This is a genomic window from Candidatus Hydrogenedentota bacterium (genome assembly GCA_019695095.1).
GTDB lineage: Bacteria > Hydrogenedentota > Hydrogenedentia > Hydrogenedentales > SLHB01 > JAIBAQ01.
On record JAIBAQ010000002.1, the window covers coordinates 92,136 to 108,390 of the forward strand.

At 55.3% G+C, this 16,255-nt stretch carries 9 protein-coding genes; 6 read left to right on the forward strand and 3 right to left on the reverse strand.

The window, feature by feature from the left end; all coding sequences use genetic code 11:
- The first annotated feature begins 30 nt into the window (after positions 1-30).
- The 5 genes from K1Y02_00790 to K1Y02_00810 all read left to right on the forward strand — a co-directional run bounded on the left by K1Y02_00790 (position 31) and on the right by K1Y02_00810 (position 8,512).
- Positions 31-1,539, forward strand: a complete 1,509-nt coding sequence (locus K1Y02_00790; protein ID MBX7254865.1) for a DUF2961 domain-containing protein — start codon at positions 31-33, stop codon at positions 1,537-1,539.
- 66 nt (positions 1,540-1,605) lie between these two features.
- Positions 1,606-2,385 carry a sugar phosphate isomerase/epimerase gene (locus K1Y02_00795; GenBank protein MBX7254866.1) on the forward strand — a complete coding sequence of 260 codons (780 nt, stop codon included), beginning with the start codon at positions 1,606-1,608 and terminating at the stop codon, positions 2,383-2,385.
- Positions 2,386-2,445: 60 nt separating this feature from the next.
- Positions 2,446-3,561 (forward strand): Gfo/Idh/MocA family oxidoreductase, encoded by a 1,116-nt coding sequence (locus K1Y02_00800; protein MBX7254867.1) that lies wholly within the window; start codon positions 2,446-2,448, stop codon positions 3,559-3,561.
- A 15-nt stretch (positions 3,562-3,576) separates the two neighbouring features.
- On the forward strand, positions 3,577-5,217 hold the full coding sequence (locus K1Y02_00805) for a CocE/NonD family hydrolase (GenBank protein ID MBX7254868.1): 1,641 nt from the start codon (positions 3,577-3,579) through the stop codon (positions 5,215-5,217).
- A 25-nt stretch (positions 5,218-5,242) separates the two neighbouring features.
- A complete protein-coding gene (locus K1Y02_00810; protein ID MBX7254869.1) occupies positions 5,243-8,512 on the forward strand; it encodes a hypothetical protein in 3,270 nt (1,089 codons plus the stop codon).
- 149 nt (positions 8,513-8,661) lie between these two features.
- Here K1Y02_00810 and K1Y02_00815 read toward each other — a convergent pair whose 3' ends face one another.
- The 3 genes from K1Y02_00815 to K1Y02_00825 all read right to left on the reverse strand — a co-directional run bounded on the left by K1Y02_00815 (position 8,662) and on the right by K1Y02_00825 (position 12,883).
- Positions 8,662-10,740 carry a DUF2961 domain-containing protein gene (locus K1Y02_00815; GenBank protein MBX7254870.1) on the reverse strand — a complete coding sequence of 693 codons (2,079 nt, stop codon included), beginning with the start codon at positions 10,738-10,740 and terminating at the stop codon, positions 8,662-8,664.
- Between the two features lie 115 nt (positions 10,741-10,855).
- The gene (locus tag K1Y02_00820) at positions 10,856-11,764 is read right to left on the reverse strand and encodes a glycosylase (GenBank protein ID MBX7254871.1); all 909 of its coding nucleotides are present in this window, start codon (positions 11,762-11,764) and stop codon (positions 10,856-10,858) included.
- Positions 11,765-11,842: 78 nt separating this feature from the next.
- Positions 11,843-12,883, reverse strand: a complete 1,041-nt coding sequence (locus K1Y02_00825) for a LacI family transcriptional regulator (GenBank protein MBX7254872.1) — start codon at positions 12,881-12,883, stop codon at positions 11,843-11,845.
- A gap of 699 nt (positions 12,884-13,582) precedes the next feature.
- Between K1Y02_00825 and K1Y02_00830 the strand changes: the two genes are divergently transcribed.
- Positions 13,583-16,093 (forward strand): hypothetical protein, encoded by a 2,511-nt coding sequence (locus tag K1Y02_00830; GenBank protein ID MBX7254873.1) that lies wholly within the window; start codon positions 13,583-13,585, stop codon positions 16,091-16,093.
- Positions 16,094-16,255: the final 162 nt, after the last annotated feature.

The following is a 16,255-nucleotide window of genomic DNA, read 5'->3' on the forward strand; positions in this document are numbered from 1 at the left end:
CAATCCAAAACGATTCAGGAGTCTTGAGGAATGCGACTAGGTCTAAGACGGTTAACGTACGTGCTGATAGTAGCGAGTATTCTGACCCTATCCGTGGGACTCGCGCAGGAAACTTCGACCAGCGGAATTCTTGCCGATCTCTCGCGCCTCAAGAACTTCACTGTGGGCCGCGAATCGAGCGTTGATCCCACCGGCGGCAATGCGGACGGCCGGCACGACTGGCCGCTGAAGCCTGGAGAGACGCGGACTCTTGCGGACCTAAAAGGCGCGGGTGCAATTGTCCACATCTGGATCACAATTGCGTCCAAGGACGAGCAATACCTGAAGAATCTCGTACTGCGCATGTACTGGGACGGCGAAGAGAATCCCTCGGTAGAAGCGCCCATCGGGGACTTTTTCGGCCTGGGCATGGGCCGCTACTACCAGTACTCGTGCTTGCCGATTCAAATCGGAGTTGACCGCGGACTGAACTGTTTTTGGCGCATGCCATTCGGCAATGGGGCGAGGGTAACGGTGACCAACGATGGCCCACTTCCGGCTATCGCTTTCTACTACTACATCGATTACCAAAAGTACGAGAAACTGCCGGATGACGAGTTGCGCTTTCACGCGCAGTATCGTCAGGAGTATCCCTGCGCGCCGGGAGCCAACTATGTCTTCCTGGAGGCCAAAGGCCGCGGACACTATGTGGGATGCAACCTCTCGCTTCAGGACCGCGCAGGAGGGTGGTGGGGCGAAGGCGACGACATGATCTTCGTTGACGACGACTCAAAGCCGGTCCTTCTAGGAACAGGTTCTGAGGATTACTTCTGCGGCGGGTGGGCGTACGGCGAATCGCAGACCCAGACATTCAGCAATCTCTATTTTGGCGCTCCCCTGATCGAGGGCGGTCATAACCAAAACGCTGTCTGGAACGTCTACCGATATCACCTCGAAGATCCAATTCCCTTCACGAAGAGCATCAAAGTGACGATGGAGCACGGCCACGCCAACAATCGAAAAGACGATTTCTCGTCTGTTGCGTATTGGTATCAAACGGAACCGCATGTGCCGTTTCCGCCCATGGCGAAGGCTGGTGAGCGGCTTCCAGCCAAGGCAACCGTATTTGTCGAGCCCTGGGTAATTGAGGCAGAGGCACTCGCTCCGTTGTTCGGAAATCCCGCTGTTGTGGCCGAATCCACGGCGAACTTCGGGAATCTGTGGAGTGACGGTGCTCACTTGAAGGTCAATGCGACCGAGCCGTCCACCTTCAAGGCAGTGCTACCTGTGTCTCCAAGCGATGCCGGAGCCTACGCAATGGAGGTCTGGTATACCGCAGGTCCGGACTATGGCCGTTGCGAATTGTGGGTCAACGGCAAGAAGGCTTGTGAGTGGGACGGCTACAACGCAAGCGTGACCACGCGAAAGAAGTTGGAGAGCCTCGGTTCGTTGGTGCTTGAAAAGGCCAATAACACAATTGAGTTGCGCATTGTCGGCAAGAACGATGCGTCAAAAGGGTATCTCATGGGGTACGACTGCTACCGAGTCTCTCCAAAGTAGAACGAGAGCATTGGATACGGCAGTCGCGTGAATAGTAACAACAGGCAGCGGGGAGGGAGTACGGAGATGACAACAAGCAATAAGCTAGGGTGGAGGCTTGCCGCGCAAGCATGGTCTTTTCATCACTTCACCCTTTTTGAAGCAATCGACAAGACGGCGGCTCTTGGTCTGAAGTACATTGAAGCGTATCCGGGGCAAGCATTGAGCCCGGTAGAACCGGAGACAGTCTTTGACCCCAACCTTGACGCAGCCGGTCTGGAGAAGACCAAAGCTAAGCTTCGGTCGGCCGGTATTTCGCTCGTCAATTTCGGTGTGGTGAATCTGCCGAACAACGAAATGGAGTCACGCAAAGTCTTTGAGTTTGCCAAAGAGATGGGCATCGAGACTATTGTCTCTGAGCCCCCTCTGGATGCGTTCGATTTGTTGGACAGACTCTGCGCGGACTACGCCATCAATGTGGCCATTCACAATCATCCCGCTCCCTCTCCGTATTGGAATCCAGATACTGTACTCGCTGCCTGCAAAGGAAGAAGCGCTCGCATTGGTGCGTGCGCCGATACGGGGCACTGGGTCCGCTCCGGAATCGATCCGTTGGAAGCGATGCGCAAGCTCGAAGGCCGAATCATCAGTTTCCACAGCAAAGACGTGGACGTACATTCGCCCGAAGCCCAGGATGTCCCATGGGGAACCGGTATCGGAGACATGAAGGGGCAATTGGAGGAGATCCGGCGTCAAGGTATTAAGCCTGTCATCTCTATCGAATACGAGCTGCCCACGAATGCCGATCCGCAGTGCGACATGGCAAAGTGTATTGCATACTATGAATCGGTGTGCGGCACGCTATAACGATGTGTTTATCTAGCAAGACGCACGAGAGAATTGTGTAACCACTATAGGAGATCCGCGATGACCTTGAATACGAGACGGCCGGTGAGAATTGGGATTATTGGCGTAGGACAAATCGGGAAGGTGCATCTGGACAACTACGCGAAGGTCCCGGGCGCGGAAGTCGTCGCGGCATTTGACATAGATGGAACTGAACTGGAGCGAGTAGCCGAGCAATACAAGATTCCGCACACTCACGAGTCGTTCAAGGACCTGTTGCAGCGAGACGACATCGAGGCCGTTGATGTCTGTCTTCACAATAATCTGCACGCTCCGATCACGATTGCGGCGCTGGAAGCCGGGAAGCATGTCTACTGCGAGAAGCCTATGGCGGGCACCTACGTCGACGCCAAATCCATGATGGACGCCGCTCGTCGATGCGACCGGAAACTGAGCATTCAGTTGGGACTTCTGTTCAAGAGCGAGACGAAAGTCGCCAAACACCTAATCCGAAACGGTCATTTGGGCAGACTCTATCATGCGCGCTCGTGCGGCTACCGCCGGCGCGGACGGCCTTACGTGGACGGATACGGCACCGAGAGTTTCGTGAAGATGGAAACAGCCGGCGGCGGAGCGCTCTTCGATATGGGTGTCTACCACATCTCGCAGATGCTGTATCTGCTGGATTCGCCGCAGGTTTTTCGCGTGAGTGGAGAGCTGTATCAGGAAACCGAAATCGATCCCGTGCGCGCGGCAAAAAGCGGATACAACGTGGAAGAACTGGGGCTTGGCTTGGTGCGTTTCGAGGGCGGAGTCACTCTCGACATCATTGAATCGTGGGCCATTCACCTGAATGCCTTCGAAGGTAGTTCGATTGTCGGCAGCAAGGGCGGTATCCGGCTGGATCCGTTCAGCTTTCACACGACCCTGAGCGACGTTGTTATCGATTCTACGTTCTCCCTCGAAGAAGATGAGTTCCGTTGGCACGCATTGCACGAAACAGAAGATGCGTACGACTCACCCCAGCATCATTGGGTCTCCGCGTTACAGGGGCGCGTTCCATTGTTGCCCACGGCGGAAATAGCGCTTCAAACCATGCAGATTAGCGAGGGGATCCGTCTGTCTCACGAATTGGGTCGCGAAGTCACGGCAGACGAAATCGAAGCCTTGTCCAAGTCGACGGCGCTTAAGGTGTAAGAGGGAACGGCCATCATGAGAGCGTGTCTTTATGCGGTCACTCTGACCGTGGTGTTTTGGGCGCATGGAGTCGCACTTGCGGCACCTCCTCCGATTCAAACTGAATTCGTGCCCATGAGCGATGGCGTGAAACTCGCCACTGACGTCCATTTGCCCGACTCCGCGGGCGGACCATGGCCGGTAATTCTTGCGCGAAGTACCTACGGTAGAGTCGGGGGTCCGGTTGATGCGCTGCTCCAGCTCGGTATCGCCGTTGTCGCGCAAGACGTTCGTGGAATGGGCGCCAGTGAAGGGGAAAAGTACGTCTTCAACGCCGACGGCTGGCGGCCGGGATTGACTGACGGCGCAGAAACGGTTGCTTGGATTCTTGCCCAACCCTGGTGCAACGGCAAGATTGGAACTTGGGGCGGCTCCGCCCTTGGAATCACACAGATGTTGCTCGCCCCCACGACACGCGGAGTCGCCGCGCAGTTCATCGAAGTTGCTCCGTCCAATCTGTATGAGGACATGTTCTACCAGGGCGGTGTCTTCAGGAAATGTCTCCTGGAAGGGTGGCTGCCACAGATCGGCCAGCCCCATCTCCTCGATGTCTACAAGAGTCATCCTCGATACGACTGCTTCTGGTGGTACTACGATGCGGAATTGCGTGCTCCCGATATGACGGCCCCTGCCATGTTTGTCGGTGGCTGGTACGACATCTTCAATCAGGGAACGATAGATGCATTCGTGTCGCGCGAATCAAATGGAGGCGAAGGGGCTAAGGGACAGAACTATCTAATCATGAAGTGGTCCGCGCATCTGGAGACTCAAACTCCTGACTATAAGTTGCAAGACGACCGCTGGTCATTCGATGTCAATCGATTCATGGCGGCGTTCTACGCCGCCCACTTGCTCGGGCAGCCGGATGCGCTCAAGGAGTACGCCAAAGTCAATTACTACGTAATGGGCGCCGACACGCCCGGCGCGCCTGGGAACGAATGGCGCACTGCAAGCACGTGGCCGCCGTTCGATGCCGAACCTGCACGCTTCTATCTGCGTCCAGATGGCGCCCTCAACACCGAGGCATCTTCTGAAACAAAGAAGGGATCGCGATCGTTCAGCTTTGATCCAAAGAATCCCGTACCTACCCACGGCGGCGCTAACCTGACCATTCCAGCCGGCCCCATGGATCAACGCGCTAACCATGCCAATCGCCAAGACGTCCTGGCATTTTCGACAGAGCCGTTGACGAAACCCATGGAGATCACTGGGCGCGTCTCAGTTCGTCTGTTTGTGTCCACCGATGCGCCTGATACGGATTTTACTGCCATGTTGTTGGACGTGTATCCGTCCGGAGACGACCGCGAAGTCCTCATGCTCGACGGTATCCGCCGGGTAAAGACGCGCTTTGGATTCAACCAGGTTGCGCCCCCGCTTGAGGGGGAGGCTGAAATCGTCGAGATCATCATTGACCTGCAAAGCACAAGCTGGATATTCGACAAGGGGCATCGCATCGGCTTGCATGTCTCGAGCAGCAACTTCCCTCGTTTTGAAGTCAATCCCAATACAGGCGCCGACTTTCCCACGCCTGGCGGCGAGATGCGCGTCGCGCACAATACCGTTCACATGGACAAAGCGCATCCCAGTGCTCTGATTCTTCCGGTTCGATCTGAATAGACTTGAGAAACAGTGGAGCGGCGAAATGAATGACGACATGATGCACGGGCCTGATGCCGATCCTTTGGCTGGCGTTGCCGGGACACCTCCAGGCACTAATGACGGGCGCACTTGCGGTTGCGGTCCAGCAGGTTGCTGCGGCTCCTCTTCGACGCCGCTGGATCGTCGCGAATTCCTGAAGATGGCTGGAGTCGGGTTCGTGTCAACGCGTATCGGCGGTCGTCTGAGTCAACTCATGGCAGGGCCGTTTGCCGTTGAGGATACCGTCTCGGGACACCTGATCCCGGCAGACAAGAAACTCTCCAAAAAGTGGATTCGCAGCCTGTACGCGCGAGGGCGAAAAGAGACGTATTTCGGAAAATCGTTAGACAACATCGGCATGCCGTGTGGGGGCATCGGCACGGGGCAGATGTACCTGTGTGGTGATGGAACGCTCGGATGTTGGCAAATCTTCAACGATGCCTATTCGAATTGGGTGGAAGGGACATTTGCCACCTACGAACACCGCGGCGTAGAGAAGCCGGTCGATTGCGGCTTCTCAATCGCCGTCGATAGTGGCAACGGACATATCGCCGTGAAGTCGCTGGATCGAAACGGCTTCGAGAAGGTGACCTTCAGCGGCGAGTATCCCATAGGTCGCGTTCGTTACGAAAGCCGCGAGTTTCCAGTGACTGTCGAATCGGAGGCGTTTAGTCCATTCATACCGCTGAATGCGGTGGATTCAGGAATTCCCGCAACCGTCTTTCACATAACCGTCGAGAACAATTCGAAAGCTCCGCTGACTGTGAGGGCCGTGGGGCAGTTGGAGAATGCCGTATGCTCGGCGTTTGCTCGCCGATATGAGGTTCATCGGAAGACGGAGTACACCTTCAAGTCGGATCGCGCACTCTGTCTGCATTCCGCGCTTTCTCCAGAGATTGCAGACGTTGACGCAGCGAACAGAGATCCCATTATCTTCGAGACATTCGAAGGGCAAGACTACGGCTCATGGCAGTCATCGGGCACGGCTTTCAAGGTGAAGAGTGCCCCAGACGCCAAAGAAAAGCCCACACCTGCAAAGAGCTTCGAAGGACTCGGGCTTGCCGATTCGCGCGTGGGCGGCGACGAAGCCCAAGGTACGTTGACGTCTCCCGTTTTCACCATCCAGCGGCGATTCATCAACTTCTTGATTGGCGGCGGCACGTGGCCAGACAAAACCTGCGTGAATCTCATGGTAGACGGTAACGTTGTACGCTCGGCCATGGGTAGGCACAACGAAGAACTCGCGTGGCATACCTGGCGTGTGGACGAATGGCAAGGCAAAGGGGCGTGCCTGGTGATTGTCGACAAAGTGAGTGAGGGGTGGGGGATAGGCGTCTCTCACATTTACCTCGACCAAATTGAGTTCTCTGATTCGCCTCGCGTCGATGTGCGAGGGAACATTCTGGATGCCCCGGACTACGGCACACTGGCGCTGGCCTGCACCGAACCGGGGACATTTGAAGATGCCTTGCTTGGCGCCGCGCCTGCGAGTGCACCCAAAGAAGTCGTCGTAGAACTCACTGCTGAGTACCCTTCGAGCGAAAAACGCCTTGGCATTCTCTCGACTAAGCCCACGGGAATCGTTCCCGGCGGTAAACATACCTTCACGTTTGTTGTGAGCTGGCATTTTCCCAATCAGATCAACGGAGACCGATTCGTTGTCACGCCATGGGATTCGGGTCCCATCAATCGTGGACATTACTACGCTGAAAAATTCGGCGATGCCGGCGATGTGGCGAACTATATCATCGCAAATCATGAGCGGCTCACAAATGACACCCGCCTGTGGCGCGATATTTATTACGACAGCACGCTTCCGTATTGGCTGCTCGATAGACTGCACTCCACAGCTTCTTACCTCGCAACGGGTACGTGTCAATGGTGGAAGAACGGACGGTTCTGGGCGTATGAGGGTGTCGCCTGTTGTATCGGGACCTGCGCACATGTCTGGAACTACGCCCACTCGCACGCCCGTCTCTTCCCTGAACTCGCGCGAAACGTGCGTGAAATGCAGGATTTCGCGCCTCGCTCCGAGGGAGGAGGTTTCGATCCCGAAACAGGCCTAGTAGGCTTCCGCGGCGATGCCAAGTACGCGGCAGACGGTCAGTGCGGGACCATTCTCAAGGCCTACCGCGAACACCTTATGTCATCCGACACAACGTTCCTTTCACGCAATTGGGCTTCAATCAAGAAGGCACTGGAATACAGCATCAGCCGCGATGCCAATTCGGATGGGATGATAGAGGACGTCCAGCCCAACACCTATGATATTGATTATTACGGCGCAAACACGTTTGTCGGTTCGCTGTATCTCGCCGCGCTTCGGGCTGGTGAGGAAATGGCCAAAGAAATGGGAGACCCTGAGTTCGCCGCGCGTCTCCGCGCCATTTTTGAAAAGGGCTCGCGTCTTTCCGTCGAACGTCTGTGGAACGGCGAGTACTTCATTCAAGACGTAAATCTCCAGGAACACGCAAAGCATCAGTACAAGGACGGTTGTCTCAGCGACCAACTATTCGGGCAAGGGTGGGCGCATCAATTAGGACTCGGATACATCTATCCTCGTGAAAATGTCATCAAAACCCTCGAATCGATTTGGAAGTACAATTGGGCGCCTGACGTTGGCCCGTATAACGAGGCCCACAAGCCACAGCGTTGGTTCATCACGCCCGGCCAAGCTGGTCTCATTACCTGCACGTGGCCCAAAGGCGACTACCTCACCGAAGGCACCCTGTATCGAGAGGAAGTCTGGACGGGTATCGAATATCAGGTCGCGGGGCACATGATTTGGGAAGGCCATGTCACCGAGGGACTGGCTCTGTGCAGAGCCGTCCACGACCGTTATCATCCCGATTTGTTCAATCCCTATAACGAAGTCGAATGTGGCGATCATTATGCCCGTGCCATGGCGAGCTGGGGCGTATACCTGGCGCTGGCGGGATATTACTACCACGGACCCAAGGGTCGGCTTGGTTTTGCGCCACGAATCTCACCGAGCGACTTTAAGGCCGCGTTCACAACAGCCGAAGCCTGGATCACATACTCGCAGAAAAGGGATGCCTGGCGTCAGACAAGCGTGGTGAGTGTGCGCAAGGGATCGCTGAGACTGAATACGCTTACCTTGGCCGCGAAGAGAAGCCCAATGACCTGCAAAGTCTCGGTGAACGGCAAGCGGATCGACTGCAAGATCGATGTGCGCGGGAATGACGTAGACATCGCATTTTCAGAGTTCCTCAATCTTGCGGCGAATGATTTGCTGGAGGTAGCACTTTCATGACTGGATTGCGCGTGCTGAGTAGTGGGGACGCATCCCCGCATCGATAACGCCCCCCAAACATCCTGGGACCGTGTCTCGGGGTGTATCGTGCAAGGTAGGGGCTCGACGGCTCAATGCCGCCGGGCCCCTGCCGACTTTCTTGGAATGCGCTACTTCTTTCGGATGGCCAGGAAGTCGAGGCCAATGGGTTTACCTGCCTCAACCGGAGTCAGCACCAATTCGTGTTCACCCTCTTTCAACTGGGTCACGATTCCTGACACCAATTGCGATATTACGTGGTAAGGCGCAATCAGACTCACTGAATCTTTGCCATTGAACACAACGGGCGTGCCGTCAATCGCTGCTCGGAAAGCGCCGCCGTCGGGACGGTACATGCACGCCAGATTCAAGACATAGTCGCCCTTCTCAGGAATCGACAATGTCAGGCGCAGCGTTTCGTCCGTTTTCTGCGGAGTCCACACAAGCGCCTTACCGCCCTGCCATTGTCCGCTTTGGACAAACGTAGTGTTCGTCGGGCCCTTTGCGATATCTTCACACGCCTTGAACTCCCATCGAACCGCCCCAAAATGCGGCAACGGTTCCCACGTCGGAGGCAATGCAGGTCTACGCACGTCTTCATTGGTGATCGTTACATGGTCGTCCATGAATCCAGGACGTGCATAGAGGTAGCTTAATCGCGCATAGGAGAATCCTTCCGTGCGCTCGTGGCTGAACAACTCCATGTAGAAAGCGATGCCGCTTCTGAAAGGCAGCGGATCCATGATGTGCCACCGGTAATTGACGACGAATCCGCGGTTAGCGGGACCGTCATTTCGGGGCTGGCCACAGTAGGGGTAAGTAAACAGATCAAAAGCGGACCACGCATAGTTGAAGTAGTCTTCGGACCCGGTTCCAAACGTGGACGGTCGCACATCTCCATCCACAAATATCTTCTCGTCGCCTTCTCCCCACCAGTTGCCCCAAGACGTCGGCACACAATTGGGATTGAGCAACATGACGGCCGTTCCGACATACATGCCTTGGCCGCGCGCAATCACAAACGGCAAGTCCTGCGCGCCCATTGTATCGTTGCCCGATGCGACGAGATCATGATTCACGCGCCAACGAGCCCGAAAATGCATCGACGATGCGTCGTCCCACGTGTAATTGTCGGGTAGAACGGAGCCCGAAATCGTCACTTCCTGGTCTCCGCGGTTCTCAAAGATGATCTGCGCGGATTGCTTGAAGGGCATGACATAGCGGCATGTCATTGTTCCGTCTGGTTCGACCGTGAAGGGAACGGAAGTATAGGGATTGATGCCCGGAGCCGCCCCAAAGAAATCGCCTATTGGCGACTGCACTTGTCCCCACGGCGCTTTGTCGAAGACAATGTGCATGATCGTCTGACGCAGCGCCAGATCGACATCCGATGCCGTGAGCTTCAGTGTTAACCGCTCAATAAGTCCAGGCCCTTCCAGCTTCAACGATTCGACTGTCCCTTTGGCCTGCAATTTTGCCTCGATCGGCGCCGCCTCCTTCTTCGACCGATACTCGAAGTTCTTAGCAGGGTCCGTCAAGACCGCAATCGCCCGGCGGATAGAATCTGCATTCGTCTTCACGTCGTCCGCGGAGAATGTCTTCACCTCCGCACCTTCGTCGTACTTGCGGATTTGAATCTCGTAGAAGTGTGTGTCCTTTGGATTGCCTATCCACACAACGCGGCACAGTTTTGCGAACGGAATCGGCGCATATGCCGCGTTTCTCTGGTAGAACGGACCTGTCAACTGTTCCCGTGTCAATCCAGAACCAGGCAGGAATGGGTCATACGGATGAAGGAAGAATTCCTCGGCATTCCCTTCGTAGAATGGCTTGTCGAGGTTATCGAGATAGACACGAACCGTACCGGCAATCTTTGCGGTCCACAAACGCACTACCGCGCCGGGTCCGTCAACGTGGCACATCAGGTATTCGCCTGGCTTGCTGCCTTGCGCTGGAGTCAATACGGTCTCGAAGTTCGGAATCTTCTCGTTGCCGAATCCATCGTCATTCCCAAACCACTTTTCTCCGCCCGGTACGGTGCTCTGGTGATCGTACGACGAGAATTGCACGGTCCTATACGACGGAGACGGAAACTGAGATAGACGGCGCATGTCCGCCATTTCATCAACAAGGCTGCCCGTAGTGATAGGCGCTCCCAACGCGGAACTCGCGATGGTCAGGCATACGACAAGAATTCCTGCGAGTCTCATGATTTGCTCCTCGTTCCAGTAGTGTTTTTCCAGCGAAGGCTAACCGCTATTCCGTCGCCGTGCCCAAGCTTCGAGGCTGTGATCGTTGGCACCACACGCGCCCGCCGTCAATACGTCACTTACCCGAAGCGTTCTTTCGCGGCAGGAAGAGCGAGACCTCTCGGTGCATACAGTACATCCGGTACCGTTGCCCGTCATTCACCAAGATCCCGCTGGAGTTGTCGACACCGATTATTGGATTGCCTGGATACTTCTGCCAGTGAATGAGATCCTTGGATGCCGCAACGTTCATAGTCCACTTGTCGGGTCCATTCGCCGGCGCAGTCGCATGGTAATACGCGTAGTAGCAATCATCGTACTTCACGATCTGATTGAGAGCGATCATCTTCGTGTCATACGGTTCGGGACCCCGCTTAATCACCGGTTCATCCTGAATGTTCTTCCACGTCTTCAAGTCTTTCGAGGTCGCTACCCAGATTGCCTCGTCGTCTCGCTCGTAGAACAAGTACCACACTTCGTTTTCGAACAGGACGCACGGTGTCCCAAACGGTCCGGGTTTCAATGGGGAACCGTCTGCATATCGAATGTCGAGCGTACCTCGATCGGTCCACTGGACACGGTCTGTTGATGTGAGCAAATGGGCGTGGTCATTAGTCCCTTCCGCGAACATGTAGTACGTGTCGCCCTGCTTCACCACGATCATGTCTTCTACCCATGTCCGATCGTAAATTGGTGCATCAGAATACCGCTTCCACGTATACCCGTCCGTCGATGTGGCAAGACCCAGCTTCATGACAGGTGCTTTTCCTGGCACGTACCCCGTGTACCACATGGTGTAGGTGTCGCCTTCTTTCATGATCCACCCTCGTTCCCGGATGGCCTCATCCCAATGCCCTGGACCGCTGCCTTCAAAGAGCGGGTTATGTCCGTAGGGCACGAAGTCCACCAACTCAGAGGGGAATGGCAACGGAGGCTCGGCTGCTGCCATGAAAAGTGACACTGCTACACTTAGAGACAAGAGCATTCGTTGAACCTCCACGGAATTCGCGTGCTACTCCCGCGCAGTGGCTCCGGACCCACTGCTCTTCATCACCCTGGACGACTACAATTGACGGACAGACGCGCGTTCCAGAAGTCTCGGTGCGACCCATTGCGTTACTATGCCGCGTCCCGTCTGGTTGGTGATCGCTTTCACCAGCAAATCGGCCGCTTGTTCGCCTAGAACCTCCGGGTGGATGTCTACCGTCGTGAGTGGAGGACCTAAGAGTTCGGCGAAATCGATTCCGTCGAATCCCACAACACTGAGGTTGTCCGGTATTTCCAAAGACAATTCATGCGCGGCCCGGTATACGCCCATTGCGACCATGTCATTGAAACAAAGTAGCGCGGTCGGCCGGGTTGCCGGGTTCTTCAAGACCTCCAGAGCACCTTGATAACCCGCGACGGCTGTTTCCCCCGTGTCGATGATAACTGCGTCCGAGACGGCGATGTCATGTTCGATGAGGCTCTCAACAAAACCGAGTTTGCGCTCTTTCGCTCCCAACGAAAACGTCGGACCCGCGAGGTGCCCCAGTTTTCGATGGCCCTTTTCGATGACATAGTCTGTGGCCATCTTCATGCCAAGGCGGTTGTCAAAATTGACTGAATGTGTCTCTATTCCTTCCAACTTGCCTTGTGCCACGATAGGCACCCGCTCATTGACAATCTCCTGCGCGTGGATGCCGCCTCGCCCCTCGGCCCCCTTTAGGACGATGTACCCCGCAGGCCGGTATGCATGCAGGCTGGCCAGCGTTTCCGGGTCGTCCTGGTCCTCCGGCCGCACGTTGTGAAACAAAATGTGGTAGCCATGCGCTTCCAGGACGGAGTTCATCCCCCGAAACGTCATCATGTGGAAGGGACTACCCAGATTGGAGGCCAGCACGGCCACCATCCTCGACAATTCGCCCACAAGCGTCCGGGCAATCATTCCCGATTCGTAGTTGCCTTTCCGAATGCACTCCAGGACCTTTCGTCTCGTGCTTTCTCTGACGTTTGTCTTGCCATTCAGAACTGCCGAGACTGTAGAACGTGACAGACCTGTCAGGCGGGCAATCTCGCTCGTGGTTATGGGACGTCTGGACTTACTCGGATTCACAATACTCATTCTTTCCCCCCGTTCCTCTGCAGTCCCATTATTGCATACCGCCCCAGTTTTCGCAACAAGTGAACTTCTTAGTCGAGCTCAGATTTTGCGTAATTATTGTTTTGTCTAATATTGTTCCCTCAAAAACTATGCACAATAGGTTGCATGCCGTCCGTTCCGACGGCCCCAATCCGAAGTTCCCTTCCGGTCCCAGCGGCTCCGAGACCTTTGATGCGTCTTCCAATGAAATACACGCATGGAGGCCCTCTATACACGATCCTCCAGCCGCGCTTTCTTGTTCAAACAACAAGGTTTCCAAAGCCCAGAGTAGCATTTTCCTGGGGACTGCCGAGTTGGCGATTACCCTGTTTGATGAAGGATCTTTAGCGGGTAGGCAATGTTATAATTGACATTTGTTGTATTTAATTTGACAAATAATAGTAATCAAATGTTGATTTATGTTGCCTCTTGATGCTAGGATACACTTCACCTTGGAATGGATTTCCTCCTCTGGCGTCTGGTCTTCTTGAGGAGGCTTAGTTGGGGGAAATGACTAACTAATTTCGACACTCGGCCCACGTGAGTGGTGAATCAGGCGCGAGGCGACTGGAGTTGATGCGGCCTTGACTCCCGTCCATACTTTGGGCGCACTTCGGTCTAGTACTTGATCCTTTAATTATGGACTCATTCGCCTAGGCACATCTCAAGAGGATCTCCTGTATGGAATCGATTCGACTCAATGGAAGATGGCGTGTATGTCACGCTCCGCTTTCCTGCAAGGGCGCCGTAGGTTACGCCCGGGTCGTGTCAAACGATTCAGGTTGGCTGCCTGCGATAGTCCCAGGCGAAGTCCACCTCGACCTTGTGCGTGCGGGTCAGATGGAAGAGCCCCTTGTCAGTCTCAACGCGAAGAAGAGCCGTTGGCCCGAGCGCCGTTCGTGGTGGTATGCTAAGACATTCAGCGTGAATTCGTCTTTTCTCGACCATGAGCGGCAAGAACTGGTCTTTGACGGACTCGATTACTTCGCGCAGGTTTTCCTAAACGGCGAATACCTCGGCGAATCCAAGAACGCCTTCGTTCCGGTACGTTTCGATGTTCGCCACCGCCTCAAGAAAGGCAAGAACGAGGTCGTCGTTCGGCTGACGGCTGGCGGGGAGTTGGTCCCCAAGGAATACCGTCCCACCAAGGAAGAGAAGTTCAAGCGGCAATCGTTTCGCGGTATCCGTTTTCTGCGCAAGCCGCAGTTTACCTATGGCTGGGACTGGGTTGACATCCTCCCCAATATCGGCATTTGGCGTGGCGTTCATCTTGAGGCACGCTCGGGAGTCGTCCTGCACGATGTGTCGATGACGCCATGTGTCTGCGAATCCACCGTCCTGCTCGACGTAGAAGTCATCATCGAGAATCTGCACCCTTGGGGCGACCGCGAAGTCGAAGTCTTGTTGTCCATTGAGGCCCCGTCCGGCAAGGCGACGCAAGTGCTGATGTCAGCATGTGCGCAAGTGGGTATATCGGCACTTTCTCAGACTATCGAAATCCCGAATCCCCAATTGTGGTGGCCCAACGGCATGGGTGATCAACCGCTCTATCGTGCGACCGTTAGTGTGCGTTGGATGGGCAAGGAATGCGACCAGCGGGTAATGAACATCGGGCTTCGAAGCGTCGAGATCGACCGTTCAAAACTGCCCACAGATGGCAGCCGGTTCTGCATCAAAGTCAACGGACGCGATGTGTTCTGCAAGGGGGGCAACTGGATTCCCGCCGATGCCATTCTCGCTCGTGTCGAACCGAAGAAGTACGAGGTTCTAGTTTCAGACGCGAAGAACGCCAATCTCAACATGTTGCGCATTTGGGGTGGCGGGGTGTACGAGGCGCCTGAATTTTACGACGCTTGCGATAGAGCGGGCATCCTTGTGTGGCAAGACTTCATGTTCTCCTGTTCGGAGTACCCGGACCACGACCCGGCATTTCGTAATGTCATTCGGGCCGAGGCCGAAACCGTGGTCAAAACTCTGCGCCACCATCCCTGCATCGCGCTGTGGAGCGGCAACAATGAGAACATCTGGGGCTTCGCCGAATGGTGGAACAAGAATAAGCGGGGAGACGAAAAAGACCTTCAACTTGGAGGAAAACTGCTCTACAACCACGTCTTGCCCGAAGTGTGCCGAACACTCGATCCCAGTCGGCCTTATTGGCCCAGTAGTCCATACGGTGGAGCAAGCCCCAACGATGAAACTGATGGCGATTGCCATTGGTGGTTGCCCTTCACGATGAACCCCGATATGAACCGGCGCATCTCGCATGAAGTATTCGACGAATGCAGAGCGCGATTCGTTAGCGAATATGGCGTGATTGGTTATTGCCATATGGATTCCATCAGGCAATTCCTCAAGCCGCAAGAACGCTTTGTGGGGTCTCCCGCATGGAAAGAGCATACCAACACCTTCGAAAACGAGACGATCCCCGCCGCGATTCAACACCATTACGCCAATTTTGAGAAGCTGGATCTCCCTAACCGAGTACTCTACGGACAGATGTTTCAGGCGTCCATGTACGGGCACACTATCGAGGCCTTGCGTTTCCGCAGATACGATCCCCGCGACGATTGTCAGGGGGCCATCATCTGGATGTACAACGACTGCTGGGGCGAAACAGGGTGGACGCCCATCGACTACTATCTGCGTCGCAAGCCCAGCTACTACTGGATACGGAACGCGTGCGTACCCGTGAAAGCTATTGTGCGCCTCCGCGGAAACGCTCTAGTTACCCGCGTTGTCAACGACACACTCCAGGGCCACTCCGCTAAACTGCACTGGGGATGGGTGCGGATTGATGGCACGGAATCACGCTTGCAGACCAGGACCGTTGACGTGCCCGCAAATGGAATGCTGGAAGCGGGGAAGGAGCGAATTCCTTCGTCTAGAAACCTCAATCCACGCGAGTGGATATATGCGGCATACCTCACCGGCAAGGGCATAGAGACCTCTCCGTCGGTTTGGCTGTTGGCACCTCACCGTCAACTTGCGGTGAGAAAAGGAGATCTAAGAGTGACCGCGCGCGGCAGCGTGATTACACTCATTGCAGACACATTTTGCCACGGCGTACACTGCGAAGACGGCGGCGGCAGGCTGTTTTCGGACAACTATTTCGATTTGCTGCCGGGTTTGGCAAAACGCATTACGTATGCGGGTACAGGGAATCCCGTTCAATTGCGTTTTGTCACCCTCTGACGTTGGAGTAGCATGAACCACTTCTGATCGGAGGCATGTGAGGGAGGAGGCATTCGTGAAAGCTGAGTCGACTCGACGGGAGTTCTTGGTGCGGAGTGGGGTAGGTATGGCATCGCTGGCTTTGCCCGCTGTACATGCCCACGCCGCGGAAGGCGCAAAGCA

What these genes read in the sequence shown, in the direction of transcription:
- K1Y02_00790 (MBX7254865.1), top strand. Translation starts at nt 31, where the DNA reads ATGCGACTAGGTCTAAGACGGTTAACGTACGTGCTGATAGTAGCGAGT.
- K1Y02_00795 (MBX7254866.1), top strand. Translation starts at nt 1,606, where the DNA reads ATGACAACAAGCAATAAGCTAGGGTGGAGGCTTGCCGCGCAAGCATGG.
- K1Y02_00800 (MBX7254867.1), top strand. Translation starts at nt 2,446, where the DNA reads ATGACCTTGAATACGAGACGGCCGGTGAGAATTGGGATTATTGGCGTA.
- K1Y02_00805 (MBX7254868.1), top strand. Translation starts at nt 3,577, where the DNA reads ATGAGAGCGTGTCTTTATGCGGTCACTCTGACCGTGGTGTTTTGGGCG.
- K1Y02_00810 (MBX7254869.1), top strand. Translation starts at nt 5,243, where the DNA reads ATGAATGACGACATGATGCACGGGCCTGATGCCGATCCTTTGGCTGGC.
- K1Y02_00815 (MBX7254870.1), bottom strand. Translation starts at nt 10,740, where the DNA reads ATGAGACTCGCAGGAATTCTTGTCGTATGCCTGACCATCGCGAGTTCC.
- K1Y02_00820 (MBX7254871.1), bottom strand. Translation starts at nt 11,764, where the DNA reads ATGCTCTTGTCTCTAAGTGTAGCAGTGTCACTTTTCATGGCAGCAGCC.
- K1Y02_00825 (MBX7254872.1), bottom strand. Translation starts at nt 12,883, where the DNA reads ATGAGTATTGTGAATCCGAGTAAGTCCAGACGTCCCATAACCACGAGC.
- K1Y02_00830 (MBX7254873.1), top strand. Translation starts at nt 13,583, where the DNA reads ATGGAATCGATTCGACTCAATGGAAGATGGCGTGTATGTCACGCTCCG.